Source organism: Streptomyces sp. NPDC058664 (genome assembly GCF_042716635.1).
Lineage (GTDB): Bacteria > Actinomycetota > Actinomycetes > Streptomycetales > Streptomycetaceae > Streptomyces.
In genome coordinates, this window is record NZ_JBHXRW010000040.1 from 51,755 (window position 1) to 77,524 (window position 25,770).

The 25,770-nt window shown below is 71.6% G+C and carries 27 protein-coding genes; 13 read left to right on the forward strand and 14 right to left on the reverse strand.

Features of this window, described 5'->3' with window-relative positions:
* The first annotated feature begins 69 nt into the window (after positions 1-69).
* The gene (locus tag ACFWUY_RS28190) at positions 70-699 is read left to right on the forward strand and encodes a CGNR zinc finger domain-containing protein (protein ID WP_384115454.1); all 630 of its coding nucleotides are present in this window, start codon (positions 70-72) and stop codon (positions 697-699) included.
* Here the strand turns inward: ACFWUY_RS28190 and sodX are convergent.
* Positions 603-1,037, reverse strand: a complete 435-nt coding sequence (gene sodX, locus ACFWUY_RS28195; RefSeq protein WP_384115456.1) for a nickel-type superoxide dismutase maturation protease — start codon at positions 1,035-1,037, stop codon at positions 603-605. The two genes, ACFWUY_RS28190 and sodX, sit on opposite strands and share 97 nt — an antisense overlap.
* Positions 1,038-1,187: 150 nt before the next feature.
* Between sodX and sodN the strand changes: the two genes are divergently transcribed.
* Complete coding sequence (gene sodN, locus ACFWUY_RS28200; RefSeq protein WP_015036129.1) at positions 1,188-1,583, forward strand: superoxide dismutase, Ni; 396 nt, start codon at positions 1,188-1,190, stop codon at positions 1,581-1,583.
* 1,061 nt (positions 1,584-2,644) lie between these two features.
* Here sodN and ACFWUY_RS28205 read toward each other — a convergent pair.
* Together ACFWUY_RS28205 and ACFWUY_RS28210 are read right to left on the reverse strand one after the other, a co-directional pair.
* Entirely contained in the window at positions 2,645-3,070 is a 426-nt protein-coding gene (locus ACFWUY_RS28205; protein ID WP_384115532.1) for a GNAT family N-acetyltransferase, read from the reverse strand.
* A gap of 122 nt (positions 3,071-3,192) precedes the next feature.
* Complete coding sequence (locus ACFWUY_RS28210) at positions 3,193-4,161, reverse strand: LysR substrate-binding domain-containing protein (protein WP_384115460.1); 969 nt, start codon at positions 4,159-4,161, stop codon at positions 3,193-3,195.
* Positions 4,162-4,348: 187 nt separating this feature from the next.
* Here ACFWUY_RS28210 and snpA point away from each other — a divergent pair, with 187 nt between their 5' ends.
* A complete protein-coding gene (gene snpA / locus ACFWUY_RS28215; RefSeq protein ID WP_384115463.1) occupies positions 4,349-4,993 on the forward strand; it encodes a snapalysin in 645 nt (214 codons plus the stop codon).
* 159 nt (positions 4,994-5,152) lie between these two features.
* Here the strand turns inward: snpA and ACFWUY_RS28220 are convergent, their stop codons facing one another.
* Both ACFWUY_RS28220 and ACFWUY_RS28225 read right to left on the reverse strand, forming a co-directional pair.
* Positions 5,153-5,572: a DUF6304 family protein gene (locus tag ACFWUY_RS28220; protein ID WP_384115466.1), complete on the reverse strand. Its 420-nt coding sequence runs from the start codon at positions 5,570-5,572 to the stop codon at positions 5,153-5,155.
* 349 nt (positions 5,573-5,921) lie between these two features.
* Complete coding sequence (locus ACFWUY_RS28225; RefSeq protein WP_384115469.1) at positions 5,922-6,503, reverse strand: dihydrofolate reductase family protein; 582 nt, start codon at positions 6,501-6,503, stop codon at positions 5,922-5,924.
* Between the two features lie 115 nt (positions 6,504-6,618).
* On the opposite strand from ACFWUY_RS28225, the gene ACFWUY_RS28230 reads away from it, so the two are divergent.
* A complete protein-coding gene (locus ACFWUY_RS28230; protein ID WP_384115472.1) occupies positions 6,619-7,194 on the forward strand; it encodes a TetR/AcrR family transcriptional regulator in 576 nt (191 codons plus the stop codon).
* Positions 7,195-7,209: 15 nt separating this feature from the next.
* On the opposite strand, the gene ACFWUY_RS28235 is transcribed toward ACFWUY_RS28230, so the two are convergent.
* Together ACFWUY_RS28235 and ACFWUY_RS28240 are read right to left on the reverse strand one after the other, a co-directional pair.
* Positions 7,210-8,253 (reverse strand): family 2 encapsulin nanocompartment cargo protein polyprenyl transferase, encoded by a 1,044-nt coding sequence (locus ACFWUY_RS28235; protein WP_384115535.1) that lies wholly within the window; start codon positions 8,251-8,253, stop codon positions 7,210-7,212.
* Positions 8,254-8,344: 91 nt separating this feature from the next.
* Entirely contained in the window at positions 8,345-9,760 is a 1,416-nt protein-coding gene (locus ACFWUY_RS28240; RefSeq protein WP_384115475.1) for a family 2B encapsulin nanocompartment shell protein, read from the reverse strand.
* Between the two features lie 253 nt (positions 9,761-10,013).
* Between ACFWUY_RS28240 and ACFWUY_RS28245 the strand changes: the two genes are divergently transcribed.
* Positions 10,014-10,604, forward strand: coding sequence for an N-acetylmuramoyl-L-alanine amidase (locus tag ACFWUY_RS28245; protein ID WP_384115478.1), 591 nt, complete (start codon positions 10,014-10,016; stop codon positions 10,602-10,604).
* A 97-nt stretch (positions 10,605-10,701) separates the two neighbouring features.
* Positions 10,702-11,592, forward strand: a complete 891-nt coding sequence (locus ACFWUY_RS28250) for a 1-aminocyclopropane-1-carboxylate deaminase/D-cysteine desulfhydrase (RefSeq protein WP_384115481.1) — start codon at positions 10,702-10,704, stop codon at positions 11,590-11,592.
* Between the two features lie 50 nt (positions 11,593-11,642).
* Here ACFWUY_RS28250 and ACFWUY_RS28255 read toward each other — a convergent pair whose 3' ends face one another.
* On the reverse strand, positions 11,643-13,241 hold the full coding sequence (locus tag ACFWUY_RS28255; RefSeq protein ID WP_384115484.1) for a Na+/H+ antiporter: 1,599 nt from the start codon (positions 13,239-13,241) through the stop codon (positions 11,643-11,645).
* A 39-nt stretch (positions 13,242-13,280) separates the two neighbouring features.
* Here ACFWUY_RS28255 and ACFWUY_RS28260 point away from each other — a divergent pair, with 39 nt between their 5' ends.
* The 3 genes from ACFWUY_RS28260 to ACFWUY_RS28270 all read left to right on the forward strand — a co-directional run bounded on the left by ACFWUY_RS28260 (position 13,281) and on the right by ACFWUY_RS28270 (position 15,434).
* On the forward strand, positions 13,281-13,541 hold the full coding sequence (locus tag ACFWUY_RS28260) for a UBP-type zinc finger domain-containing protein (RefSeq protein ID WP_384115487.1): 261 nt from the start codon (positions 13,281-13,283) through the stop codon (positions 13,539-13,541).
* 355 nt (positions 13,542-13,896) lie between these two features.
* Complete coding sequence (locus ACFWUY_RS28265; RefSeq protein ID WP_019889334.1) at positions 13,897-14,310, forward strand: anti-sigma regulatory factor; 414 nt, start codon at positions 13,897-13,899, stop codon at positions 14,308-14,310.
* Positions 14,307-15,434 carry a SigB/SigF/SigG family RNA polymerase sigma factor gene (locus tag ACFWUY_RS28270; protein WP_384115490.1) on the forward strand — a complete coding sequence of 376 codons (1,128 nt, stop codon included), beginning with the start codon at positions 14,307-14,309 and terminating at the stop codon, positions 15,432-15,434. The genes ACFWUY_RS28265 and ACFWUY_RS28270 overlap by 4 nt, the downstream gene beginning before the upstream one ends.
* Before the next feature lie 6 nt (positions 15,435-15,440).
* On the opposite strand, the gene ACFWUY_RS28275 is transcribed toward ACFWUY_RS28270, so the two are convergent.
* Positions 15,441-15,857 (reverse strand): hypothetical protein, encoded by a 417-nt coding sequence (locus ACFWUY_RS28275; RefSeq protein WP_384115493.1) that lies wholly within the window; start codon positions 15,855-15,857, stop codon positions 15,441-15,443.
* A gap of 149 nt (positions 15,858-16,006) precedes the next feature.
* On the opposite strand from ACFWUY_RS28275, the gene ACFWUY_RS28280 reads away from it, so the two are divergent.
* Both ACFWUY_RS28280 and ACFWUY_RS28285 read left to right on the forward strand, forming a co-directional pair.
* Positions 16,007-16,975: a diacylglycerol/lipid kinase family protein gene (locus ACFWUY_RS28280; RefSeq protein WP_384115496.1), complete on the forward strand. Its 969-nt coding sequence runs from the start codon at positions 16,007-16,009 to the stop codon at positions 16,973-16,975.
* A 313-nt stretch (positions 16,976-17,288) separates the two neighbouring features.
* Positions 17,289-17,546 carry a WhiB family transcriptional regulator gene (locus tag ACFWUY_RS28285; protein WP_003953983.1) on the forward strand — a complete coding sequence of 86 codons (258 nt, stop codon included), beginning with the start codon at positions 17,289-17,291 and terminating at the stop codon, positions 17,544-17,546.
* Positions 17,547-17,728: 182 nt separating this feature from the next.
* On the opposite strand, the gene ACFWUY_RS28290 is transcribed toward ACFWUY_RS28285, so the two are convergent.
* Positions 17,729-19,195, reverse strand: coding sequence for a sensor histidine kinase (locus ACFWUY_RS28290; RefSeq protein ID WP_384115499.1), 1,467 nt, complete (start codon positions 19,193-19,195; stop codon positions 17,729-17,731).
* Positions 19,196-19,565: 370 nt separating this feature from the next.
* Positions 19,566-20,165, reverse strand: coding sequence for a TetR/AcrR family transcriptional regulator (locus ACFWUY_RS28295; protein ID WP_384115502.1), 600 nt, complete (start codon positions 20,163-20,165; stop codon positions 19,566-19,568).
* Between the two features lie 83 nt (positions 20,166-20,248).
* Here ACFWUY_RS28295 and ACFWUY_RS28300 point away from each other — a divergent pair, with 83 nt between their 5' ends.
* On the forward strand, positions 20,249-21,091 hold the full coding sequence (locus ACFWUY_RS28300; RefSeq protein ID WP_384115505.1) for an SDR family oxidoreductase: 843 nt from the start codon (positions 20,249-20,251) through the stop codon (positions 21,089-21,091).
* A gap of 259 nt (positions 21,092-21,350) precedes the next feature.
* Positions 21,351-22,136 carry a glucosamine-6-phosphate deaminase gene (gene nagB / locus ACFWUY_RS28305; RefSeq protein ID WP_384115508.1) on the forward strand — a complete coding sequence of 262 codons (786 nt, stop codon included), beginning with the start codon at positions 21,351-21,353 and terminating at the stop codon, positions 22,134-22,136.
* Between the two features lie 71 nt (positions 22,137-22,207).
* Here nagB and ACFWUY_RS28310 read toward each other — a convergent pair whose 3' ends face one another.
* From ACFWUY_RS28310 to ACFWUY_RS28320, 3 genes are read right to left on the reverse strand one after another with little or no spacing between them, the layout of a single operon-like run.
* A complete protein-coding gene (locus ACFWUY_RS28310; protein ID WP_384115511.1) occupies positions 22,208-23,734 on the reverse strand; it encodes a glycoside hydrolase family 3 protein in 1,527 nt (508 codons plus the stop codon).
* A 10-nt stretch (positions 23,735-23,744) separates the two neighbouring features.
* The gene (locus ACFWUY_RS28315; protein WP_384115514.1) at positions 23,745-24,611 is read right to left on the reverse strand and encodes a carbohydrate ABC transporter permease; all 867 of its coding nucleotides are present in this window, start codon (positions 24,609-24,611) and stop codon (positions 23,745-23,747) included.
* On the reverse strand, positions 24,608-25,630 hold the full coding sequence (locus ACFWUY_RS28320; protein ID WP_384115517.1) for a carbohydrate ABC transporter permease: 1,023 nt from the start codon (positions 25,628-25,630) through the stop codon (positions 24,608-24,610). Before ACFWUY_RS28320 ends, ACFWUY_RS28315 begins: the two co-directional genes overlap by 4 nt.
* Positions 25,631-25,770: the final 140 nt, after the last annotated feature.

The window sequence follows — 25,770 nt, forward strand, 5'->3', positions numbered from 1 at the left end:
ACCCTGACAGGGACAACAGTCGTTACCCCTTCCGCCCCAGACACTAGACCGCCGGAGTAAGGACTACAAGTGGAACTGGCCTATTACTCGGATTACGCCGTGCGTCTGGTCAACACCGAGGAGCCGGCCCGCAACAAGGACGCCCTCACCTCCGTCGAGGTCATCCGCGAGCTCTTCGGCCCCGCCACCCAGATGGCCCGCCGGGCCACCGACTCCGACGTGACCCGCTTCCGCGCGGTACGCGCCCGGCTGCGGGCGGTCTTCACCGCGGCCGACGAGGGCGACCACACGGGGGCGGTGGACCTCCTGAACTCCCTCCTCCTGGAGTTCCCGGTGAGCCCCCAGATCTCCGGCCACGACACCCTCGACGAGGACGGCCGGCCGCGGTGGCACATGCACCTCGCCGACCACCCCTCGAACGCGACCGCGGGATACGCGGCCATCGCGGCGATGGGCCTCGCCTTCCACCTGACGGAGTTCGGCGCCGACCGGCTCGGCCTCTGCCAGGCACCGCCCTGCCGCAACGCCTACCTCGACACCTCCACCAACCGCTCCCGCCGCTACTGCTCGGACCGCTGCGCGACCCGCGCCAACGTGGCCGCCTACCGGGCCCGCAAGCGCCTGGAGGCCGACCGGCCGGAGCCCACCGGCCTGACGGCGGAGACCAGCCAGGAGAGCACCACCCCGGCCGACCGCTGACGCCCGGGCGACACCGGCCGGTAGCGCGCCCGCACCCGCCCGAGAACCAGCTCGGGCGGTACGGCCCCGAAGACCCGGCTGTCGCCCTCGGCGTCCGGGTTGTCCCCCAGCACCCACCACCCGCCGTCGCGTCGCTCGATCAGCCGCTTCACGATGAGCAGATCCTGCTGGAGCGGATGCCGCAGCACGGCCACGCAGCCGGCCCGCAACCGCGCCCCGTAGTGCACGAGCAGCTGGTCACCGTGCAGCAGCGTGGGCACCATCGACACCCCCGTCACCTCGGCGACCCCGAACGGAGCCCCGGCCTCCACCACCCGCTCCGACCCCGATCCCCTCATCCGGCACCTCCCGGTCCGCTCGTCCACTCGTACACGAGTCCCATGGTGACCCTGGACTTTTGACCTAAGCCCCAGGGGGCGCTCGCGAAAACGCCCTTCTCACCGAGTAATGTCCCACCTGAGAAGACGATCACGAGGAAGGACGGCACAATGCTCTCCCGCCTGTTTGCCCCCAAGGTGAAGGTCAGCGCCCACTGCGACCTCCCGTGCGGCGTGTACGACCCGGCCCAGGCCCGCATCGAGGCCGAGTCGGTCAAGGCTGTCCAGGAGAAGTACCTGGCGAACGAGGACGCGCACTTCCGCGCCCGCGCCACGGTCATCAAGGAGCAGCGCGCGGAGCTCGCCAAGCACCACGTGTCGGTGCTCTGGAGCGACTACTTCAAGGCCCCGCACTTCGAGAAGTACCCCGAGCTCAACCAGCTGGTCAACGACACCCTGAAGGCCCTCTCGGCCGCCAAGGCGTCGACGGACCCGAAGACGGGCGAGAAGGCGCTGGAACTCATCGCCGAGATCGACCGCATCTTCTGGGAGACGAAGAAGGCCTGATCCAGGCCCCTCCCGTCCTCCGCTCCGACCCAGGTCGGAGGGCAAAAGGAACGGCCCGCCCGGTCACCCCGGTGCGGGCCGTTCGCGTTTCCAGTACGTAGGGCTGCGAGGCCCTCGTCCGGGGGCGTCCCCCGATGGTCGCGCTCACCCAGGCACATGAGGGACATAGCGGGGCAAACAGGTGTAACCGTGTAAGGGGCCCCGACATCGAGGGCACCCTCGCAGGGCACGGCCCGACCGCACGCGGCCCGGTCCGTGCCCTCATTCCCCAGCCTCCATGGAGATCACCCTCCTGTCCCGTGCTTCACTCATGCCCTTCTCAGGGGGCGCAGACCCGTCCGGATCGGCTCGCCGCCGCCGCCGCGGTCGGCCTGACCGTCACCGTGCTCGGCGGCGTGGCACAGGCCGACATCCCCGGGGCCGACGGCACCTACACCGGTTGCCACAACCAGCGCACGGGAGCCCTCCGGGTCATCGACGCCGAGGCCGGAGAGCAGTGCCGGGGCAATGAGCTCACCGTCACATGGAACGAGACCGGGCCTCAGGGCCCTCAGGGGATCCAGGGCGAGACCGGCCCGTCAGGCACTGCCAATCCGACCGCGGTCAATGGAGGGTTCGTCACGGTGCCGGCGCACTCGACCGCACATAGCCGCGCCACGTGCCCGTCCGGGACGGTGGCGATCTCCGGTGGGTACGTCAAGAGCTCCGGCCTCGAAGTCGGCGGCAGCGTTCGCGACCAGTCCATCAACCGGTGGGACGTCGTCTTCGAGAACCCCACCGGTAAGCCCCTCACCGGCCAGTCCGTCGCGTACTGCGTGACGCCCCAAGGGCTGTCCGATCCTGATCACGCCGGGCCGGCCCGACCGGCGGAACGGCGACCCGGAGGAGCCGGCCGAGGGTGCGCTCTTCGACGTGGAGCGCGGCGGGTTCTGGCACCCCGCCCGGGGACCGCGACCCTCGGGGACGACCGAGGCGCCGGTCCGGGACGGCGCGCGCGAGGCTCCGGCGGGAGCGATCGTCGCGGAGGCCGGGCGGCTGCTCGCCGGGCGCCGGGCGCCGCGCTAGCTCTCCGTGCGGAGGGTGTAGCGGCGCTTCTCCTTGGAGGTGGCGCCCAGGCGGTCGTAGAAGCGGATCGCGCTCTCGTTCCACTCCGGGGTCTGCCACTGGATCTCGGCGAGGCCCAGGGCGCGGGCCTCGGTGCGGACCCCGGCCATCAGGAGGGGGCCCAGGCCGTGGCCGCGGGCGGATTCCGTGAGGTAGAGGCAGTCCATGTGGAGGTACTCCGTGCCGTCCCAGGTGGAGAGCTCCGGCTCGCAGGTGGCGTAACCCGCGAGGGTGCCGTCGGGGAGGGCGGCGACCAGGCAGCGGAGGCGGGGCTCCTCCGGGCCGAAGAGCAGGCGGGTGAGGCGGTCCGCGAGGCCGGGGGCCGGGGGCGCCGCCTTCTCGTACGCCGCGTGCTCGGCGATGAGCTCGACGACCCGGGACATGTCCTCGGGCCGCGCGTGACGCACCACTGCCCGGCCCGGGTCGCCCGGCCGGGCACGCACCGCCTCCGGTTCGGGCCCGGAGGCGCGCATCGCCTCCGGGCCGGGCCCGTCCTCGCGTTCGCTCATACCGCCATCATGCACGGTCCCACCGACAGCCCCGCCGCGGTCCCCTGGCTGCTCAGCCACTCGCGGTACGGGGCGGCGCGCAGGGCCACCTCCCGGTACGCGGCGGCGAGTTCCGCGTACAGCGTGTCCAGGGGTGTTCCGGGGCGCGCGTACAGCAGGAGCCGGACCGCCAGGGGGTCGCCGCGCAGCGGGCGGACGGCCATGTCCTCGCGCGGGACCGAGGTCGGCTGGCAGGGGGCCACGGCCTCGCCGAGGGCGATGAGGGAGGCGGCCGTGTGGTAGTCGCCGTGCAGCAGGGGCGGGTCGATGCCGGCGGCGTCCAGGACCCGGCGCAGGCCGTCCCATTCGCCGTCCACGGTCGGGTCGACCATCCAGTGGTCGGTGGCCAGGTCGGCGAGGTCCACCACGGGCCGGGCGGCGGCCGGGTGGTCGCGGGCCATGGAGACGAACTGGGGTTCGCGGGCGACCAGGACCCGCCGCTCAAGGCCTTCGGGGACCCGTAGCGGGCAGCCTTCCACCTCGTGGACGAAGGCCACGTCGAGCCGGCCCGCGGCGACGGCGCGCAGCAGCGCGTTCGCCGATACGTCCATGCGGAGGCCGATGTCGGTGCCGGGCAACCGCTGGCGGAGCCTGCGCAGCCAGCCGGGGAGCGCCCGGCTGGCGGTGGAGCCGACGCCGAGCCCGGGTCCTCCGGTGCGGGCCGCCGCGGCCCGGGTCTCGGTGACGAGCGCGGCCATGTCGGCGACGAGGGGGCGGGCCCGGCTGAGCAGGGAACGGCCGAGCGGGGTGGGCCGGCAGCCGGTGCGGCCGCGGGAGAAGAGCTCGGCGCCCAGGGAGTTCTCGATGCGGCGCAGCTGGGTGGTCAACGAGGGCTGGCTCATGCCCAGTTGCCGGGCCGCCTTGTGCAGGCTGCCCGTGTCCGCGATCGCGCAGAGCGCGCGCAGGTGTCTCACCTCCAGCTCCATGCCCCCGAGGGTAGGGCGGCTCCCTGAGTCGCACCAGACGCCCGGAGCGGCTCAATCACCCTCCTTTTCAAGGCCGTTGATGGCTCTCGATGCGGCGATGCGATGGAGTTATCGGCGGTTGGCATCATCCCCGCGGGCCCCGGCTCCCCCGAGACTCTCTCCAGTCCCCTATGAGGAGGAGCCCCCCATGCGTCACCCCAAGGTCCTCACCTCCGTACTGACCGCCACCCTCGGTCTCGGCCTCGCCGCCTCCCTCGGAGCCGCCCCGGCGGCGGCCGTGAGCGCCGACCGGACGGGCGGCGCCGCTGTGGCGTACGCCGGTTCGGCCGAGGAGGCCAAGGCCAACCAGGCCTTCTTCGAGGCCGTCGTGAAGTCGGTCGCGAAGAAGCGGGCCGCCAGTCCCGGCGCGCTCGCGGTCACCGTCGTCTACAGCGCCGCCAACGCGCCGAGCTTCCGCACCCAGATCGCCCGCTCCACGCAGATATGGAACAGCTCGGTGGTGAACGTCCGGCTCGTCGAGGGAAGCAACCCGGACTTCCGCTACTACGAGGGCAACGACTCCCGCGGCTCGTACGCGAGCACCGACGGGCACGGCAGCGGCTACATCTTCCTCGACTACCGGCAGAACCAGCAGTACAACTCGACCCGGGTGACCGCCCACGAGACGGGGCACGTCCTGGGTCTTCCGGACCACTACAGCGGTCCGTGCAGCGAGCTGATGTCGGGCGGCGGCCCCGGTACGTCCTGCCAGAACGCCCAGCCGAACGCGCAGGAGCGGTCCCGCGTGGACCAGCTGTGGCGTTACGGCCTCGCGTCCGCCTTCAAGAGCTGAGCGGCCGGACCGTGAAGCACGGCGGCGGCGCCCCCTCCCCGGGGCGCCGCCGTCCTCGTTCCCGGTCCTCCGGAAACAGCGGCTTTCTCCGTTCCCGGTTCGCCGGAGACAGCGGCTTTCCTCGTTCTCGCTCCGCCGGAAACAGCGGTCGTCCTCGCCTCAGGCCGCCTGGAGCAGCCGGCGTGCGAAGTCCGCACCGGGCGGGAGCTGCCGCCGGACCCGCTCAAGGGCTCCGTCGAAGTCACCGCCGGCCACGCACGACTCGAAGGCGGCGCCCCCGCAGTGCAGGGTCAGGCTGAGGTCCGCTCGCTCTCCGAGCGTCAGCAGGCAGCTGAGCGTGGCCGGTTGGGTGGCGCCGTCCACGACGACCGGGAGCGGCAGGTCCCATTCCAGGACGCAGCCGGTGAGCGGCTGCCCGCCCTCGCCGGTCGCGCTGAGCGCGGCGAAGCCCTCACCCGTGTACTCGACCCCCCTGATCCGGGTGGCGACGCGCCGCCCGTCGGCCGTGATGACGATCGCTTCCGCGCCGCTGCGGTCCCGGTACCAGCCGGTCCAGACTTCCGTCGACTCCGATGACATGCGCGGACTGTAGCGGTATGACCGGCTCCGGCGCGCGTCCGGTCACCCCGAGGCCGGACTTCTCCCGATCTCGTCGTTCTTGCCGGTCACGTGCGTGCTCGTGCCTTCCGCCCCCTCGTGGAGCGGGCACGCGGGGTTGCCGCACGGCTGGACCACCCACTCCGGCACCCAGGCCCCGAGGACCTTGTGCCGGGTGGCCACCGTGGTTCGCGGACGGCCGCAGCCCGGGCACGGGTGCTCGGCCCGGGGGTCCCGCGTCGTGCGAGGCGCCTCTTCACCCATGTCTCCAGGGTAGGACGGCCCACGCGGAACCGCTTCCCGCCGCTACCGCTTCCCCGCGCACGGACGGCTATCGCTTCCTGGTGTACGTACGGACGAGCACGCCGTTGTCGAAGGTGCGCACCGTGCCGAGCTCGAAGTCGCGGGGCTCGAAGCCGGCGCCGAACATCGGCATGCCGCTGCCGTAGACCTGCGGATAGGTCTTGATGACCAGCTCGTCGATCTCCTCGATCAGCTCGCCGGCGATGGTCGAGCCGCCGCACAGCCAGATGCCCAGGGGACTGTCCTCGGCCTTGAGCTCGCGGACGCGGCCGACGAGGTCGTCGGCGATCAGCTCGACGTTGGCGTCGGGCGACTCGGCGAGCGAGCGGGTGGCGACGAACTCCCGCAGGTGGCCATAGGGGCTGGTGACGCCGATGTCCAGGGCGAGCTGGTACGACAGCTTCCCCTGCACGACGGTGTCGAACCGCTTGTTCTCGGCGTCGATCCCGAGCATCTCCCGCGCCTGCGCCGGGACCGTCTCGGGGTACTCGGAGTTCATGAACTCCAGGTACTCGGCGTCCACGAACTTGTACATGGACGTGGCATCGCCCTCGGGGTCACCGATGAAGCCGTCGATGGTGCAGGCGATGTAGTACGTGAGCTTGCGCAAACCGGTCCTCTTCCACTTCGGATCGTGGCCGCGACCGCAACCACGACGGCTATAGTGCTTCACCTGTAGTGGTTGTGCAAGCCCTATTTTCGAGAAAGAAGAAGGAGGGGCCGACATGGCGAAGAACCCGGAGCGCCGTACGGCACTGCTCGACGCCGCGATCGAGGTACTGGCGGACGAAGGCGCCCGCGGGCTGACCTTCCGGGCGGTCGACGCCCGGGCGGGGGTCCCCACGGGCACCTCGTCCAACTACTTCCGTGACCGGGACCAGGTGCTCTCGCAGGTCGCCGACCGGATCTTCGTACGCCTCACCCCGGAGCCCGGGGTCATCGACACCGCCCTGCTGCCGCCGCCGAGCCGCCCCCTGGTCGTCGAGCTGATGAAGCAGCTCGCCCAGCGACTCGCGGCCGAACGCACCTGCTACCTGGGCCTCTTCGAGCTGCGACTCGAAGCCGTACGCCGCCCGGAGCTGCGGACCCAGCTCACCAAGGTGCTCCGCGCCGACCTCGACGAGAACGTCCGGCTGCACCTCGAGTCCGGGATGCCCGGGGACGCGGACACGGTCCGGCTGCTCTACTTCGCCCTCACCGGGCTGCTGTTCGACCACTTCACCGTCCCCGGCCTGCACGGCGACCGGGATCTGGACGAGCTGATCGAGACCGTGGTCACCCGGATCGTCCCCGAGGGGTGACCTCCGGTCCGCGGATCAGCGCGTGCGCCGGGTGACGAACTCCGCGAGGGCCAGCAGGTCCCCCGCCGCCTCCAGGTCCGGGACCGCCTGCGCCAGGTACTCGACGGCGCGGCCCATCCGCTCGGCCGCCTGGGCCTGGGCCCAGTCGCGCCCGCCGGCCCGCTCGACCGCGTCCGCCGCCGCCCGCACCGCCGCCGCGTCGAGGACCGGACGGGAGTACAGCTCGGCCAGCTCGTCCCCGGCCGGGGTGCCCGAGGCGAGCGCCGCCACCACCGGGAGCGACTTCTTGTGGGCGACGAGGTCGGCCCCGGCCGGCTTGCCCGTGCGGTCCGGGTCGCCCCAGATCCCGATGAGGTCGTCGATCAGCTGGAAGGCGAGGCCGGCCTCACGGCCGAAGGCGTCCATCGCCGCGACCTCCTCGTTCCCCGCGCCCGCGTAGAGCGCGCCGAGGGCACAGGAACAGCCGAGCAGGGCGCCGGTCTTGGCGGTCGCCATGGTCAGGCACTCGTCGAGGGACACCTCGCGCGGGCCGCGCCGCTCGAAGGCGCAGTCCGCCTGCTGCCCCGCGCACAGCTCGATGATGCAGGCCGCGAGGCGGGCGGAGGCCGCCGCCGAGGCGGGATGCGGGTCCTCGGCGAGCAGCCGCAGGGCGAGCGCGCTCATCGCGTCACCGGCGATCAGCGCGTCCGGGACGCCGAAGACGGTCCAGGCGGTGGGCCGGTGTCTCCGGGTCACGTCCTCGTCGACGATGTCGTCGTGGAGCAGTGTGAAGTTGTGCGCGAGCTCGACCGCGGCCGCGGCCTTCACGGCCTGGCCCTCCTCGGCGCCGAGCGCGCGGGCCGCCGCGAGGACCAGGGCCGGGCGTATCGCCTTGCCCGCCTGCTCGGTGGCCGGTGTGCCGTCGGCGTGCTCCCAGCCGAAGTGGTACATCGCGACCCGCCGCATGGAACCGGGCAGGGTCTCGACGGTCGAGCGCAGTTGGGGATTGACAGCCGTCCGCGTCCGGTCCAGGAGCACCACGGCCCCCTGACCGTCGGTGACGACATCCGCGCTGGTCATGGTCACGGTCACTTCCTTCGTATCCTCCGTGGTGGCGGGCCGGAACGCCCGGGGCGGGAGGGTTCGGTTCCCGCCCCCGGGCGTCGTCGGCTCAGCGCCAGCGGCTGACCTCGACGTTCTCCAGGACACCGAGCGCGTCGGGGACGAGGATCGCCGCCGAGTAGTAGGCCGTGACCAGGTAGGAGATGATCGCCTGCTCGTCGATGCCCATGAAGCGGACGGAGAGGCTGGGCTCGATCTCGTCGGGGATGCCGGTCTGGTGCAGACCGATGACGCCCTGGTCGGCCTCGCCGGTACGCATGCAGATGATCGAGGTGGTGCGGGCGTCCGAGACCGGGATCTTGTTGCACGGGTAGATCGGCACACCGCGCCAGGTCGGGATGCGGTTGCCGTTGACGTCGATCGTCTCGGGCACCAGGCCGCGCTTGTTGAGCTCGCGGCCGAAGGCGGCGATGGCCCGCGGGTGGGCGAGGAACATCTTGGAGCCCCGGCGGCGGGAGAGCAGCTCGTCCATGTCGTCCGGGCTGGGGGCGCCGTCGTGGGGCTGGAGCCGCTGCCCGTAGTCGCAGTTGGAGAGGAGCCCGAACTCCTTGTTGTTGACCAGCTCGTACTCCTGGCGCTCGCGGAGCGCCTCGACCGTGAGCCGCAACTGCTGCTCGGTCTGGTTCATCGGCTGGTTGTAGAGGTCGGCGACGCGGCTGTGGACCTTCAGCACGGTCTGGGCGACGCTCAGCTCGTACTCACGGGGCGAGGCGTCGTAGTCGACGTACGTGTGCGGGACGACGGCCTCGCCGACGTGACCGGCGGAGAGGTCGATCTCGGCCTCGCCGTACTTGTTGGTCCGCTGGTGGGGCAGCGCCGCCACGGTCGCGAGGTGGGCGGCGAGCGAACCGGCCCGCTCCGCGAGGTTCCGCACGTCGTCCCGGGTGAGCTCCAGGACCGTACAGGCGGTGGCCGCGCGGGCGCTCCACTCCCAGGTGGCCTCCGGGTCGACGAGGGCGATGTCGCCGAAGTGGGCGCCGTCGGCGAGGACACCGAGGACGGCCTCGTCGCCGTACGGCCCCTCACCGACCTGCTCGATCCTGCCGTGCGCGAGGAGGTGGACCCGGTCGGTCGGCTCGCCCGCGACGGCGATCACCTCGCCGGCCGCGTACTCCCGCTGGCGGCAGCGGGAGGCCAGCTCGGCCAGGGCCTCCTCGTCCTCGTAGCCGCGCAGGACGGAGAGTTCGCCGAGTTCGGCGGGAATGACCGTGACGCGCTCTCCGGTCTGGACGAAGGTGACCTTGCCGTCCCCCACGGAGTAGCTGAGCCTCCGGTTCACCCGGTACGTACCGCCCTGCACCTGGACCCACGGCAGCGCCCGCAGCAGCCACCGCGAGGTGATCTCCTGCATCTGCGGCGCCGACTTGGTGGTCGTGGCGAGGTTCCGCGCGGCGGCGGTGCCGAGACTCTGCTGCGGGGCCTGCTGCTCCGCGCGTACGTCGTCGCCAACCGAACCAACGGACATGGAACTCCCTCTCGTATGACTGACTTGCGACTCAAGCCTTTCAGCACGGAGCGTGTCCGCGCCATTACACATTCGGGTGGGACTGTTCGACGATCTTCGGGGCATGTCACGTGATTTCCATCCGAACAGCGGAGTCCCGGACGTCACGGCGGGCGGTGTCCGGATCGGCTCGCACACGGCCCGAACGGATGGCAGCGGAGTGCCGGACTCCGGTACTCCGGAAGCTCACCCCGTTCTCCGGAGGGAGTCGGTCATGTCCACACCCATGTCCGCGAGCAGGTTCCGCAGCGCGCTGCGCGACGAGGGCCTCGCGCTCGTCGAGGTCGGCGACTGGTCCACCCACAACCGCAACCACAAGGGCCCCTGGGGCCCGGTGCACGGCGTGATGATCCACCACACCGTGACCCGCGGCACCGCGAGCACCGTACGGATCTGCCGGGACGGCCACGCGGCCCTGCCGGGTCCGCTCTGTCACGGCGTGATCGCCAAGAACGGCACCGTCCACCTCGTCGGCTACGGGCGCGCGAACCACGCGGGGCTCGGCGACGACGAGGTGCTCCGGGCGGTCATCGCCGAGCGGCGTCTGCCACGGGACGACGAGGCCACCACGGACGGCAACCGCCACTTCTACGGCTTCGAGTGCGAGAACCTCGGGGACGGCGAGGACCCGTGGCCGAAGGTCCAGCTGGACGCCATCGCGAAGGCGGCGGCCGCCCTGTGCCGGGTGCACGGCTGGACGCACCGCTCGGTCATCGGGCACCTGGAGTGGCAGCCCGGGAAGGTCGATCCGCGCGGCTTCACGATGGCTTCGATGCGGGAGCGGGTCGCCGACCTGCTGCGCTGAGCGGCCGGGAGGCCGGACCGGCCGGGAGGAATCTCGCGCGCCGCGCGCGGCCCGGACCGGTCGCATCCCGCGCGCGTGCGGCCGGGACAATGGCCGGGTGAACGCGTCCGACCTCTCCCGTCTGCGGCCCCGGCTCCCCTCGCCCCTGGAGCCGGTGGAGGACGACCGCTTCACCCGGCGCGGGCTCACGCTGCTGCTCAAGCGCGAGGACCTCATCCACCCCGACCTCCCGGGCAACAAGTGGCGCAAGCTCGCCCTCAACCTGGGCGCGGCGGACGGGCGTCCGGTCCTCACCTTCGGCGGCGCGTACTCCAACCACCTGCGGGCGACGGCGGCCGCCGGCCGGCTGCTCGGCTTCCCCACGGTCGGCGTCGTCCGCGGCGACGAGCTGGCCGGGCGCCCGCTCAACCCCTCCCTCGCGCGGTGCGCGGCGGACGGGATGCGTCTGGAGTTCGTGGACCGGGCCACGTACCGCGCGAAGAACGACCCGGCGGTCCTCGCGGCGCTCCTGGAACGGGCCCCCGCGGGCGCGTACGTGGTCCCGGAGGGCGGCAGCAACGCGCTCGCCGTCCGGGGCTGCGTGGAGCTGGGCCGTGAGCTCGCCGGGGCGGCGGACACGGTCGCCGTCGCCTGCGGCACGGGCGGCACCCTCGCGGGCCTCGCGGCCGGCCTCTCCCCCGGGCAGCGAGCCCTTGGCGTCCCGGTCCTCAGGGGCGGGTTCCTGGGCGGGGAGGTCCGCGCCCTCCAGGAGGCGGCGTTCGGCGGTCCGCGGGGCGACTGGACGCTGGACGAACGCTTCCACGGCGGAGGGTACGCGCGCACGCCCCCGGCCCTCGAGGCCTTCGCACGTGACTTCGAGGCGCGGCACGGACTCGCCATCGAGCGGCTGTATGTGGCCAAAATGCTCCACTGCCTCACGGTCCTGGCGGAGGAGGGCGCGTTCCCGGCGGGTACCCGGCTCGCGGCTGTGGTGACGGGCGCCCCCTAGGAGCCCCCAGGAGCCTCCCAAGCGCCCCCGGCGGGCCCTGGAAGGGCCCTTCAGCCGTCCGTCTCCTCGCGGTAGGCGGCGGCCTCCTCCAGGTCCAGCCGGCGGAGCAGGGTCCGCATCATCTCGTCGTCGATCCGCCGCGCGTCGCGCAGCCGTACGAAGACCTCCCGCTCGGCGTCGATCATCTCGCGCGAGAGCCGCCGGTAGGTGTCGTCCGCGGTCTCCCCCGTGGCCTCGTTCACGGCTCCCAGCCGCTCCCAGACCGCGTTGCGACGCCGCTCCAGAACCGTGCGCAGCCGGTCCGCGAGGGGCTGCGGCAGGGCGTTGCGCCCCTCGGCGAGGAGCGCGTCGAGGCGCTCCTCGGCGGCCCGCGAGGCCTCGCTCTGCGCCTGCGCCTCGGCCAGCGTCTCGGCGTACGTGTCCCGCCCGGGAAGCTTCAGGAGCCGGATGAGGGGCGGCAGGGTGAGGCCCTGCACCACGAGGGTGCCGATGACGGTGGTGAAGGTCAGGAAGAGGACGAGGTTGCGGGCGGGGAACTCCTCGCCGTCGGCGACGACGGGGATGGAGAAGGCGATGGCGAGGGAGACCACGCCGCGCATGCCGGCCCAGCCGACGACGAGCGGCGCCCTCCAGTCCACTCCGGGTTCCCGTTCCCTGACGCGGGCGGAGAACCAGCGGGGCAGGAAGGTCGCGGGATAGACCCAGACGAACCGGACGACGACCACGGCGACGAAGACCCCGACCGCGTACCAGGCCGCCTCGCCGATCCCGTACTGCCCGAGGCCCTGGACGACGTACGGCAGCTGGAGGCCGATCAGGGCGAAGACGGCGGACTCCAGGACGAAGGCGACCATCTTCCAGACGGCCTCCTCCTGGAGCCGGGTCGCGAAGTCGACCTGCCAGGCCCGGTGGCCGAGGAAGAGGCCGACCACGACGACGGCGAGCACTCCCGAGGCGTGGACCTCCTCGGCCGCCGCGTAGGCGACGAAGGGGATGAGGAGGGAGAGCGTGTTCTGGAGGAGGGAGTCTCCGAGGCCCCGGCGCAGCCAGTGGATCGGGACCATGAGGACCAGGCCGACGCCGATGCCGCCGAGCGCCGCGAGCGCGAACTCGCCGATGCCGCCGGCCCAGCTCACGCCCTCGCCCACGGCCGCCGCGAGGGCGACCTTGTAGGCGGTGATGGCGGTGGCGTCGTTCACGAGGGACTCGCCCTGGAGGATCGTGGTGATCCGGTGGGGCAGGCCGAGCTTGCGGGCGATGGCGGTGGCGGCGACCGCGTCCGGCGGGGCGATCACCGCGCCGAGCACGAGGGCGGCGGTGAGCGGCAGGTCGGGGACGAGGACGTACGCGAGCCAGCCCACGGCCACGGTGGCGAAGAGGACGTACCCGACGGAGAGCAGGGCGACGGGCCGGATGTTGGCCCGCAGGTCGAGGTACGAGGAGTCGAGGGCGGCGGTGTAGAGGAGCGGCGGCAGGATCAGCGGCAGCACGATGTGCGGGTCGAGGGTGTAGTCGGGCACCCCGGGGACGTACGAGGCGGCGAGGCCGGCGGCCACGAGGAGCAGCGGAGCGGGCACCGGGGTCCTGCGGGCGAACCCCGCGATCGCGGCGCTCGCCGCCACCAGTGCCACCAGCTGCAGTGCGTCCATGCCCGTCCCCGTCCTGAGCCGCAACGTAACCTGGCCATCATGAGCGAGTGCCCGCACCTTGCCGAAATGCCGCGCCCCGAACCGGCGCCGCTGGCCGACACCTGTCCCGAGTGCCTGGCGGACGGTACGCATCCGGTCCAGCTGCGGCTCTGTCTGAGCTGCGGACACGTGGGCTGCTGCGACTCCTCGGCGGGGCGGCACGCGACGGGGCACTTCTCCTCGACCGGGCATCCGCTGATGCGGACCTTCGAGCCGGGCGAGGCCTGGCGCTGGTGTTTCGTGGACGGCTCGATCGTCTGAGAACCCTTCGTACCCGCTTGCCCCGAATTGTCATGCCGGTTCGATCCTCCGACCGTACGACCGTCCGGCGATTCGGCCGTCCGGCGATTCGGGCGCACCCCGGCTGGGTACGTCACCCCTCCGCCGGTCGCGCGTTTCCGACCTCCGCAGACTCCCGCCCACCGTCCGCATCCATGGGCCTACCATGGGTGATGATCGGCGGCCGGGGGGTCGACGGGGGTGGGAAGTTCGCGGCGACACGGCGGGACGGATCGCGATAGCGTCACGGCGGACCGCGCAGCCCCCTGCGTACCGCCCGGTTCGGAGGTCTCCCCCTCCGAACCCCGAATGAGCTTGTGCCACCTTGGAGGTGAGGGTGTCCCAGATCGCAGGCGAGCCCGGGACCCAGGACTTCGTGGAAGTCCGGCTGCCCGCTGCGGGTGCCTATCTGTCCGTGCTGCGTACGGCCACGGCCGGCCTCGCGGCGCGCTTGGACTTCACCCTCGACGAGATCGAGGACTTGCGGATCGCGGTCGACGAGGCCTGCGCCATCCTGCTCCAGCAGGCCGTGCCGGGGTCCGTACTCAGCTGTGTCTTCCGGCTGGTCGACGACTCCCTCGACGTGACCGTCTCCGCCCCGACGACCGACGGCCGGGCGCCCGAGCGGGACACCTTCGCCTGGACGGTGCTGTCGGCGCTGGCCGGGAAGGTGGAGTCGTCGGTGGCCGACGACCGTACGGTCTCGATCAGCCTGTACAAACAGCGCGGCGCGGGGCCAGGCCCGGCGTGAGGAGCGGGGACGCGACGGCCGGCATCCCTGAGCAGCAGGCGCGGCCGCATGAGGTCGCTACGGAGCAGGCGGACCAGATGATCGAGCACGAGCAGCACCACGAGGTTCCCGAGACACCAGGTGTCCCCGAGGCCCCCCGAAGCCCCGCGAGTGCGAGCGGCTCCCCCGAGGCCTCCGCGACCTCCCTGACCTCCGGGGCTGCCGCCGAGGGGCCGGAGTCGGACGGATCGGACGGATCGGACAGGCCCGACGAGACCGAGGCGCCGGACGGGTCGCGGGCTGCGGAGACGGCGGGGAAGGCCTCGGACGGCGAGGAAGCCGACGGCGAGGCCGAAGAGGTCCCGGACGCCGCCCCCATCGCCCGGGACCCGCACGACAGGAACGGCGCCCGCGCCCTCTTCGTGACGCTGCGCGAGCTGCCGGAGGGCTCCTCCGAGAAGGCGGAGCTGCGCAACCGGCTGGTTCGGATGCACCTGCCGCTGGTGGAGCACCTGGCCCGGCGCTTCCGCAACCGCGGGGAGCCGCTGGACGACCTGACCCAGGTGGCGACGATCGGCCTGATCAAGTCGGTGGACCGGTTCGACCCGGAGCGCGGGGTCGAGTTCTCGACGTACGCGACCCCCACGGTCGTCGGTGAGATCAAGCGCCACTTCCGTGACAAGGGCTGGGCGGTCCGGGTGCCGCGCCGGCTCCAGGAGCTGCGGCTCTCGCTGACCACGGCGACGGCGGAGCTCTCCCAGCAGCACGGCCGCTCGCCGACGGTGCACGAGCTGGCCGAGCGGCTCGGGATCTCGGAGGAGGAGGTCCTCGAGGGCCTGGAGTCGGCGAACGCCTACTCGACGCTCTCCCTGGACGTCCCCGACACGGACGACGAGTCGCCGGCGGTGGCGGACACCCTGGGCGCGGAGGACGAGGCCCTGGAGGGGGTCGAGTACCGGGAGTCGCTCAAGCCGCTCCTCGAGGACCTGCCGCCCCGGGAGAAGCGGATCCTGCTGCTGCGCTTCTTCGGGAACATGACCCAGTCGCAGATCGCGCAGGAGGTGGGCATCTCGCAGATGCACGTCTCCCGGCTGCTCGCCCGGACCCTCGCGCAGCTGCGGGAGAAGCTGCTGGTGGAGGAGTAACCCTCGTCAGGCCTGCCGGCCGGGGCGCCGGATGCCGAGCGCCTCGGTCGTGGCCGGGTTCACCAGGAGGACGAGCCCGGTGACGGCCAGGACGCCGAGGACGACGCCGGCCGGGATCATCGCGCTGTTCGCCTGGAGCATCTGCCAGGCGACCGGCAGGGCCAGGATCTGGGTGATCACGGCCGGGCCACGGCTCCACGAGCGGCGCAGCCAGAGGCCGCGGGCGGCGGCGAGCGGGATCAGACCGAGTGCGACGAGCGTCACGGCGCCGGTCAGGGCACCGGCGAGGTCGCCGGACGCCCGGGTCAGCGCGTCCACCAGCATGTAGACGCCCCCGGCGACGAGTCCGAGGGCCTCGATGCCGGCCACGGCCGCCGCGGCGGCGAGACGGGCGGGACGGGGGGTCTGCTCCGTACTGCTCATACAAGGCAGGGTATCGGGGGGCCGCCGGGCTCGACGGGCGGGCTCGACGAGCGGCGCACCGGCGGTCGCCGGGGCCGGAGGCCGGGGCCGGAGGCCGGCGGGACGGTCGGGACTGGGCCCGGTACCGCCGGGTAGGTACGCTGAAGCCCATGCGCGCACTTCTCGTGGTCAATCCGGCAGCCACCACCACCAGTGCCCGCACCCGTGACGTGCTCATCCACGCGCTCGCGAGCGAGATGAAGCTGGAGGCGGTCACCACCGAGTACCGCGGGCACGCGCGGGACCTGGGCCGGCGGGCCGCCGAGGCCGGCAACATCGACCTCGTGGTGGCCCTCGGCGGAGACGGCACGGTGAACGAGGTCGTCAACGGGCTGCTGCACGGCGGGCCCGACCCCGACCGCCTGCCGAGCCTCGCGGTGGTTCCCGGAGGCTCGACCAACGTGTTCGCCCGTGCCCTCGGACTGCCGAACGACGCCGTGGAGGCGACCGGCACCCTGCTCGACGCGCTGCGTGAGCGGCGGGCACGCACAGTGAGCCTCGGGCTCGCCTCGGGGACACCGGGCACGGAGGACGAGTCGGTGCCGTCCCGCTGGTTCACCTTCTGCGCCGGCCTCGGTTTCGACGCCAGCGTCATCGGCCGGGTCGAACAACAGCGGGAGCGCGGGAAGAGATCCACGCACGCCCTCTATCTGCGCCAGGTGGTGCGCCAGTTCCTCGACGAACCGAACCGCCGACACGGCACGATCACCCTGGAGCGCCCCGGCGCGGAGCCGGTCGAGGACCTCGTCCTCTCCATAATCTGCAACACCTCCCCCTGGACCTACCTGGGCAATCGCCCGGTGTACGCGTCCCCGGAGGCTTCCTTCGAGACCGCGCTCGACGTGCTCGGACTGCGCCGTCTCTCCACCCCGGCGGTGGCCCGTTACGCCACCCAGCTGCTCACCTCGACCCCGGAGCGGGGCCCGCGAGGCAAGCACGCGACCTCTCTGCACGACCTGACCGACTTCACCTTGCATTCGAAGGTTCCCCTCCCCCTCCAGATGGACGGAGACCACCTCGGACTGCGGAGAAGCGTGTCGTTCACAGGCGTACGCCGTGCACTGCGTGTGATTGTGTGAGTGGAAGGGCCCAAAGTCCTTTCACTCGAACGTTTAGGCGCGCATCCACCCCTTAGAAGTACGGCTGTGACCTAGCCGACACCGAGGAATCAAAAAAAACTTTCCGGAAGGGGTTGTATCCGCTGCCGAGGTTTGCGAGTCTCTTCTTGGCGATCGGGACGGCCCGCAAGACCGGCCTCCACTGAGAGCCAGAACCCCTCCTCAGTCCAAGGACCACGCCAGTTGATCTGGCAGTCGGCCCTTCCCTTGCGGGGGGATTCGTGAAAGCGTTCACATTCACAAGCAATCGCACATACCAAGAGAGGTAGCAGCCATGGACTGGCGTCACAACGCCGTTTGTCGTGAGGAAGACCCCGAGCTGTTCTTCCCCATCGGCAACACCGGTCCTGCGCTGCTGCAGATCGAGGAAGCCAAGGCCGTCTGCCGCCGCTGCCCCGTCATGGAGCAGTGCCTGCAGTGGGCGCTCGAGTCCGGCCAGGACTCCGGCGTCTGGGGTGGCCTCAGCGAGGACGAGCGCCGCGCGATGAAGCGCCGTGCCGCTCGCAACCGGGCGCGTAACGCCAGCGCCTGACGCCCACCGACAGCCTGAGGCCGGCGGCGCGTACATCGCGTACGCAATCACCGCCCTTGAGCCGCAGCGCGCAGCAGTAACCCACAGCATTCGAGCCCCGGACCGATCTCCTTCGGTCCGGGGCTCGCTGCTGTCCACCGCCGCGTGACCGCCCCTGCCGGGCGGCCACTTCTGCCGCGTGACTACTTCTGCGGCTGTACGGGGATGTCGAGGACCACCTTCGTACCGCGCTCGGCGCCCGGCAGCATGTCGAAGGATCCGCCCAACTCCCCTTCCACCAGGGTCCGTACGATCTGGAGGCCGAGGTTGCCGGCCCGCTGCGGGTCGAAGCCCTCGGGCAGGCCCCGGCCGTCGTCCCGGACCGTGATCAGGAGCCGGGCGTCGGCCCTGGGCTCGCCGCGGACGGCGGTGACCTCGACGGTGCCCTCGTCGCCCGGGGCGAACGCGTGCTCCAGGGCGTTCTGCAGGACCTCGGTGAGGACCATGGAGAGCGGGGTGGCGACCTCGGCGTCGAGAATGCCGAAGCGGCCGTTGCGCCGGCAGGTCACCCGGCCCGGGGAGATCTCGGCCACCATCGCGATCACCCGGTCGGCGATCTCGTCGAACTCCACCCGCTCGTCCAGGTTCTGAGACAGCGTCTCATGGACGATGGCGATCGAACCGACGCGCCGCACCGCCTCGTTGAGGGCCTCGCGGCCCTGGTCGGAGTCCATCCGGCGGGCCTGGAGGCGCAACAGGGCGGCCACCGTCTGGAGGTTGTTCTTCACCCGGTGGTGGATCTCCCGGATGGTGGCGTCCTTCGTGATCAACTCGCGCTCGCGGCGGCGCAGTTCGGTGACGTCCCGGAGCAGGACGAGCGAACCGATGCGGGTGCCCTTCGGCTTGAGCGGGATCGCCCGCAGCTGGATCACCCCGCCGTTCCCCTCGACCTCGAACTCGCGCGGCGCGTAGCCGGAGGCGAGCGTGACCAGGGCCTCGTCCACGGGGCCGCGGGAGGGAGCGAGTTCGGCGGTGATCTGGCCGAGGTGCTGGCCGACGAGGTCGGCGGCGAGACCGAGCCGGTGGTACGCGGAGAGGGCGTTGGGCGAGGCGTACTGGACGATGCCCTCGGCGTCCAGGCGGACGAGTCCGTCGCCGGCCCGCGGCGAGGAGTCCATGTCGACCTGCTCGCCGGGGAACGGGAAGGACCCGGCGGCGATCATCTGCGCGAGGTCGGAGGCCGACTGGAGGTAGGTCAGTTCGAGCCGGGAGGGGGTACGGACGGTCAGCAGGTTGGTGTTGCGGGCGATGACGCCGAGGACCCTGCCCTCGCGGCGGACGGGGATGGACTCGACCCGTACCGGAACCTCCTCGCGCCACTCCGGGTCGCCCTCGCGGACGATCCTGCCCTCGTCGAGCGCGGCGTCGAGCAGCGGACGGCGGCCGCGCGGCACCAGGTGGCCGACCATGTCGTCCTGGTACGAGGTGGGGCCGGTGTTGGGCCGCATCTGGGCGACGGAGACGTACCGCGTACCGTCGAGGGTCGGGACCCAGAGGACGAGGTCGGCGAAGGAGAGGTCGGAGAGCAGTTGCCACTCCGACACCAGCAGATGGAGCCACTCGAGGTCGGAGTCGCTCAGGGCGGTGTGCTGGCGCACGAGGTCGTTCATGGAGGGCACGGTGCGAGCGTACCCGTGGAATAAAGGGCCGGTGAACCTGGATCTCTGCGGCTTCGTACTGGAGGATGGGCCAGGAAGCACCGCGTTCCTGTGGATGGACAGACAAGAATGGTCTAGTCCACAATGAACGCAACAGAGCCTCCATCCTCCCCGCACAGGAGGATGGAACGAGGTACCCGACGCTCTCTGCCCTGACTGCGTCGAGACCTCCCACAACGGCCGAGGGACCGCACACCCCCGGCCGGATGCAACTCCGGGCTGCGGTGCCGGGCGGGCTGAGGGTCCCGCCAGGCGCCGCGGCCCGCGGGTGCTCCCCCCTTTCCTCTCCCCTTCCGCCGCTCTCGCGCGGCTCCGCCCGGCTTCACTCCCCCGGCGGCCACGCCCGCATCGCCGCCTCGGCCACCGTCGCCAGCTCCCCCGCCGTCGCCCCGTCACGGGCCTGCTGGGACATCCCCTGGAGTACGGCCCCGCTGAAGCGGGCCAGCGCGTGGGCGTCGGTGTCGGCCGGCAGTTCGCCCGCCTCGACGCCACGGCGGATGCGGGCCTCGAAGGACGCCAGATTGGCGTTCCTGCGCGCCCTCAGGGACTCCTCGACCTCGGGGGTCGAGCAGTTGGTCGCGGCGGAGATCATCAGGCAGCCGCGGGGGTGGCCGGGCTCCGTGAAGAGCTCGGCGGCCTCGCTCAGGACCCGGCCGAGGGCACCGCGGGCGGTGGGCTCCTCCGCGAAGGCGCGGCCGCCGTACGCGCCGTACGAGGTGGCGTACGCCTCGACGACCTCCTCGAACAGCGTCTTCTTGTCGCCGAAGGCCGCGTAGAGGCTGGGGGCACTGATGCCCATGGCGCGGGTGAGGTCGGAGACGGAGGTCGTCTCGTAGCCGTGTTCCCAGAAGGCCATCGTGGCCTGCTCCAGGGCGGTGAGCCGGTCGAAGGAACGGGGGCGGCCGCGGGGTGTCGTCACCATGGAGTGAATTCTATAGCGCCCGCTACGGAAGTGGGATACGGTCTTTCCATAGCGACCGCTACAGAAATAGGGGGAGTGTCGTCATGGGCGTGCCCGAAGGAAAGAACGCAGCGAGGACCGTGGAGAGCACCGCGGGGAGGGCCGCGGAGAAGACGACCGGAGAGCCGTCGGGAAAGCTGGCCGGGAAGACCGCGCTGGTGACGGGCGCCGGCCGGGGCATCGGGCGCGGGATCGCCGAGCGGCTCGGCCGCGAGGGGGCCCGGATCGCGGTGCACTACGGGAGCAACGAGGCCGCGGCGAAGGAGACGGTCGCGGCGATCGAGGAGGCGGGCGGCGAGGCGTTCACGCTCGGCCAGGAGCTGGGGACACCCGGGGACGCGGCGGCCCTCTGGGAGGCGTTCGACACGGCCGTGGGCGGCGGGGGCCTGGACATCCTGGTGAACAACGCGGGGATCACGGCCTCGCAGCCCTTCGCGACGCTCACCGAGGAGGAGTACGACCGGGTCTTCGCGGTCAACACCAAGGCGCCGTTCTTCCTGGCCCGGCTGGGCGCGGAGCGGCTGCGGGACGGTGGCCGGATCATCAACGTCTCGACGGGGCTGACCAGGACGGCGGTCATGCCGGAACTGATCGCGTACTCGATGTCGAAGGCCGCGCTCGACGTCTTCACCCGAGACCTGTCGAAGGTCCTCGGGCCGCGCCGGATCACGGTCAACGCGGTGGCCCCGGGGATCGTGGACACGGACATCAACGCGGCCTGGCTGCGGAGCGGCGACGAGGCCTGGGCGGGGGCGGCGGCCCTCTCGGCGCTGGGCGGGGTCGGCACTCCGGCGGAGATAGCGGACGTGGTGGCCTTCCTTGCCTCCGACGACGCCCGCTGGGTGACGGGCCACTGGATCGACGCGACGGGCGGCTCGCTGACCTGAGCGCGAGCGGCCGGTCCGGTCCGAGCGGCCTCGCGGCAGCGGCCCGGGGCGAGTGGTTCGGGGCGGTGAAGGCGGGGGTGGGGCGGCTGTTGGGGTTCGAGTGGCTGGTGGGACCGGGGCGGTCGACGATGGAGTCGACGGGGGCGTCCGGGGGGCGGAACGGCATGAGGGGAAGGCCCCTCCTCTGCTAGATTTGCCCTTAGATTGGTCTATACCACACGACCCCTCACCAGCCCCTCACCAGATCGGCAGGCACAGCGTGGAAGTTGTCATCGTCAAGGACGCCAAGGCGGGCGGCGAGCTCATCGCGGACGGCATCGCCGGCCTCCTGCGCCGTAAGCCCGACGCGCTGCTCGGCGTGGCCACGGGCTCGACTCCGCTGCCCATCTACGAGGCCCTGATCGCCCAGGTCACGGCCGGCTCCGTGGACGCCTCGCGGGCTCGGATCGCCCAGCTGGACGAGTACGTCGGCCTGCCCTCGGGTCACCCGGAGTCGTACCGCTCCACCGTGCTCCGCCAGGTCGTCGAGCCGCTCGGCCTCTCCCCCGAGGCCTTCATGGGACCCGACGGCTCCGCCGAGGACGTCCAGGCGGCCTGCGAGGCGTACGACAGGGCGCTGGCCGAGGCCGGTGGCGTGGACCTGCAGATCCTCGGCATCGGCACCGACGGGCACATCGGCTTCAACGAGCCCTGTTCCTCGCTCGCCTCCCGCACCCGGATCAAGACGCTCACCGAGCAGACCCGCGTGGACAACGCCCGTTTCTTCGACGACGACATCGAGCAGGTGCCGCACCACGTCATCACCCAGGGCATCGGCACCATCCTGGAGGCCCGTCACCTGGTGCTGCTCGCCACCGGCGAGGGCAAGGCCGAGGCGGTGGCGCAGACGGTGGAGGGTCCGGTGGCGGCGCTCGTGCCGGCCTCCGCGCTCCAGCTGCACCCGCACGCCACGGTCGTGGTGGACGAGGCCGCCGCCTCCAAGCTGAAGCTCGCGGACTACTTCCGCCACACCTTCGCGAACAAGCCCGCCTGGCAGGGTATCTAGGCCCGAAGCGTGAAGGGGCCCGGCACCTGTCCAGGTGCCGGGCCCCTTCACGTACGGGTGCGGGAGCGCGGTCAGGCGCGGGTCCCGACGACCGCCTCCGCGGCCGCGCGGCCGCAGACCCGGGCCGCGCCGTGCGTGGCGATGTGCAGGGCCCCACGGGGCTCCGCCTCGTTGAGGCCCATCTCGACCACGACGGTGTCGGGGCGGGCCGCGACCAGGCCGTCCAGGGCCTCGGTCATCCACGGGTGCCGGTGGGCGTCGCGTACCACCGCCACGATCCGCCGCTCCCCCGCGGCGGCCAGGACGCCGTCCACGGAGGGCTCGTCGTAGGAGCCCGTCTCCGTGCCGGGGAGCAGCCGCTCCAGCTCCGCCGCGACACCCCAGGGCGTCTCGTCACCGACCGCGAAGTTCGCGACCGGAGTGAAGGAGGCCACGTAGGGAGCGCCGGCCATCGGTGTGTACGGCCGCTCCCCCCGGGTCACCTTCAGGGCCCTGCGGGCCGCCACGAGTCCGATGCCGGCACCGGGCGCGGTCCCCTCCTGCACTGCCGCGCCCGGCACCGTCTCAGCCCCGCCCCTCGCCCGGTGCGCCTGGGTCCAGGCCGCCAGGGCGCGCACGCGCGCCGCGGCGTCGGCCAGCCGCTCCTCGGGCAGTTCACCGGTCCGTACCGCGTTGACGAGCGCGTCGCGCAGTCGCAGCACGGTGTCCTCGTCGCACAGCCCGCCGCCGACGCAGATGGCGTCGGCGCCCGCGGCGATGGCGAGGACGGATCCGCGCTCGATGCCGTACGTCGCCGCGACGGCCCGCATCTCCATGCCGTCGGTGACGATCAGCCCCTCGAAGCCCAGTTCCTGGCGGAGCAGACCGGTGAGGATCTGCGGGCTCAGGGTGGCCGGGCGGCCGGGGTCGAGCGCGGGAAGCAGAATATGCGCACTCATGACCGCTTTGGTACCCGCGGCGACGGCAGCGCGGAAAGGTACCAGCTCACGGGTGTGCAGTGTGGCGAGGTCCACATCGATCCGGGGCAGCGCGTCGTGCGAGTCGACGTTCGTGTCGCCGTGTCCGGGGAAGTGCTTCGTGCAGGCCGCGACCCCGACACCCTGGAGGCCGTCGACGTACGCCACGGTGTGCCGGGCGACCAGGTCCGGGTCGGGTCCGAAGGACCGGACGCCGATGACCGGGTTCTCGGCGTTGGAGTTGACGTCGGCGGAGGGCGCCCAGTTGAGGTCGACGCCGCACGCGGCGAGCCGGCGGCCCAGCTCGCGGGCCACGGCCCGGGTGAGCTCGACGTCGTCGACGCTGCCCAGCGCGTAGTTGCCGGGGAAGGACGAGCCCTGCTTGACCTCGAGGCGGGTGACGTCCCCGCCCTCCTCGTCGATGGCGACGAGGACGTCGTCCCGCTCGGCCCTCAGCTGCGCGGTGAGCGCGGTGAGCTGTTCGGTGCCGGCGATGTTCCGCCCGAACAGGCCGACCGACGACAGGCCCTCACCGATGCGGCGGAGCAGCCAGTCGGGTGCGGTGGTGCCGACGAAGCCGGGCTGGAGCACCGTGAGCGCGTCACGGGTCAGGGTGTCCGTGGCGTGTACGAGTGTGGTCATGGGGGAGCCCTTATCCCTTCACCGCGCCGGCGGTCATGCCGCCGACGGCCTTGCGCTGGAGGAAGAGGAAGACGACGAGCACGGGAAGTGCGAAGAGCGTGGAGGCGGCCATGGTGGCGCCCCAGTCGCTGCCGAACGCGGTCTGGAACTGGGTGAGCCAGAGCGTCAGGGTCTGCGACTCCTTGTCCTTGTTCAGCATGAGGATCATGGCGAACTCGTTCCAGGCGGTGATGAAGCCGAAGAGCGAGGTCGACATCAGGCCGGGGGCGAGCAGCGGGAAGATCACCTTGCGGAACGCCTGGGCCCGGGTGCAGCCGTCGATCTGCGCGGCCTCCTCCAACTCGACCGGGACGGCGGCGATGAAGCCGCGCAGGGTCCAGATCGTGAAGGGAAGGACCATCACGAAGTAGATGAGCGTGAGCATCGGGATGCTGTTCAGCATGTCGTTCTCACGGGAGATCATGTACATCGCGATGACCATGACCTCCCAGGGGGCCATCTGCGCCAGCATCACGACGAGGACGATGCCCTTGCGTCCCTTGAACCTCATGCGGGCGATCGCGAAGCTCGCTGCCAGGGCGACGAGGAGGGCGAGCACCACGGCACCGATGGTGACCGTGAGGCTGTTGGTGACGTACGTCCAGAACAGGTCGACGCCGGTCGCCGTCGTGTAGTTCTCGAACGTCGGCGTGAAGACGAAGACGGGGTCCTTCGTCATGATCTCGTGCTGCGGCTTCAGCGAGGACGAGAACATCCAGTAGACGGGGAAGACGAAGACGACCGCGAGGACGAGGGCACTGAGGTTCTTGGCGACCGCGCCGACGGTGAGCGGCTTCCTGGTGCGCAGCTTCTGCGGAGTCTCGGTGGTGGCGCTCACAGCTCCTCCTCCTGCTTCAGGATCAGGCGGAAGTAGAAGGACATGACCGCGATGAGCATCACGATCGTCAGGATGGAGATGGCAGCGGCGACACCGTAGTGGAACTGGCCGACGCCCTCGATGTAGGCGAAGACGGGAAGCGTCTCGGAACCTCGGTCGGGGCCGCCCAGGTTCATCGCGTAGACCTGTGCGAACGCCTTGAAGATCCAGATGATCTCCAGGAACGTGGTGATCATGAAGAAGGACTTCAGGTTCGGGAAGACCACGGCCCAGAAGGTCCTCCAGCCGCTCGCGCCGTCCATCTTGGCGGCCTCGTACAGCTCGGTCCCGACGGTGGTCAGGGCGGCGTACATGTTGAGGGCGACGAAGGGGACGGAGCCCCAGACGAGCAGGATCAGGACGATGACCAGGGTGGAGAAGCCGGTCTCGAACCAGTTGTGCTGCTCGTAGCCGGAGAAGCCCAGCGTGCGCATCAGCCAGTTGACGACGCCGAACTGCTCGTCGAAGAGCCAGCGGAAGACCGTGACGGAGGCGACGATCGGCATGGCCCAGGCGAACATCAGGGCCAGCGAGAGGAGCAGTCGCATCTTCTTGCCGAGGCGGTTCAGGAGCAGGCCGATGCCGGTGCCGATCGCCATGATGAGGGCGACGTTGACGGCCGTGAAGACGACGCTGCGGACGACGACGGTCCAGAAGTCCGGATCGCCGAGGAGGTCCGTGTAGTTGTCGAAGCCGATCCAGACCGACTCCCGGGTGATGAACTCCTTCCGGTTGATCTGCTGGAAGGAGAGGATCACGTTGCGGATCAGCGGGTAGAGCAGCAGCACCGCCATGGACAGCAGGGCGGGCGCGACGAGCAGGTACGGCAGCAGCCCGCCGGGCAGGGAGCGTCTGCCGCGTGGAGGCTGAAGGACTTCCTTCGGGCCCGAGGAGGGTGGCGGAGTCTGAGACTTCCCTGCCGCCCTCCCGGGCGCGTCCTGAGGATCGGCGGTCGCCGTTCCCTGGGAGTCCACGGTCATGGTCTTCTTCCTCGCGGTTCTGGGGCTCCCGCGCCCACCGGGGCGCGGCCCGGGGGCACGGGGGTGAGCTTGACGGAGGCGGTGGAGAGGGCCTTGGCCTCGGCGAAGGAGCCGGGGGCGGGCTTGACCTGAGCGGCGTC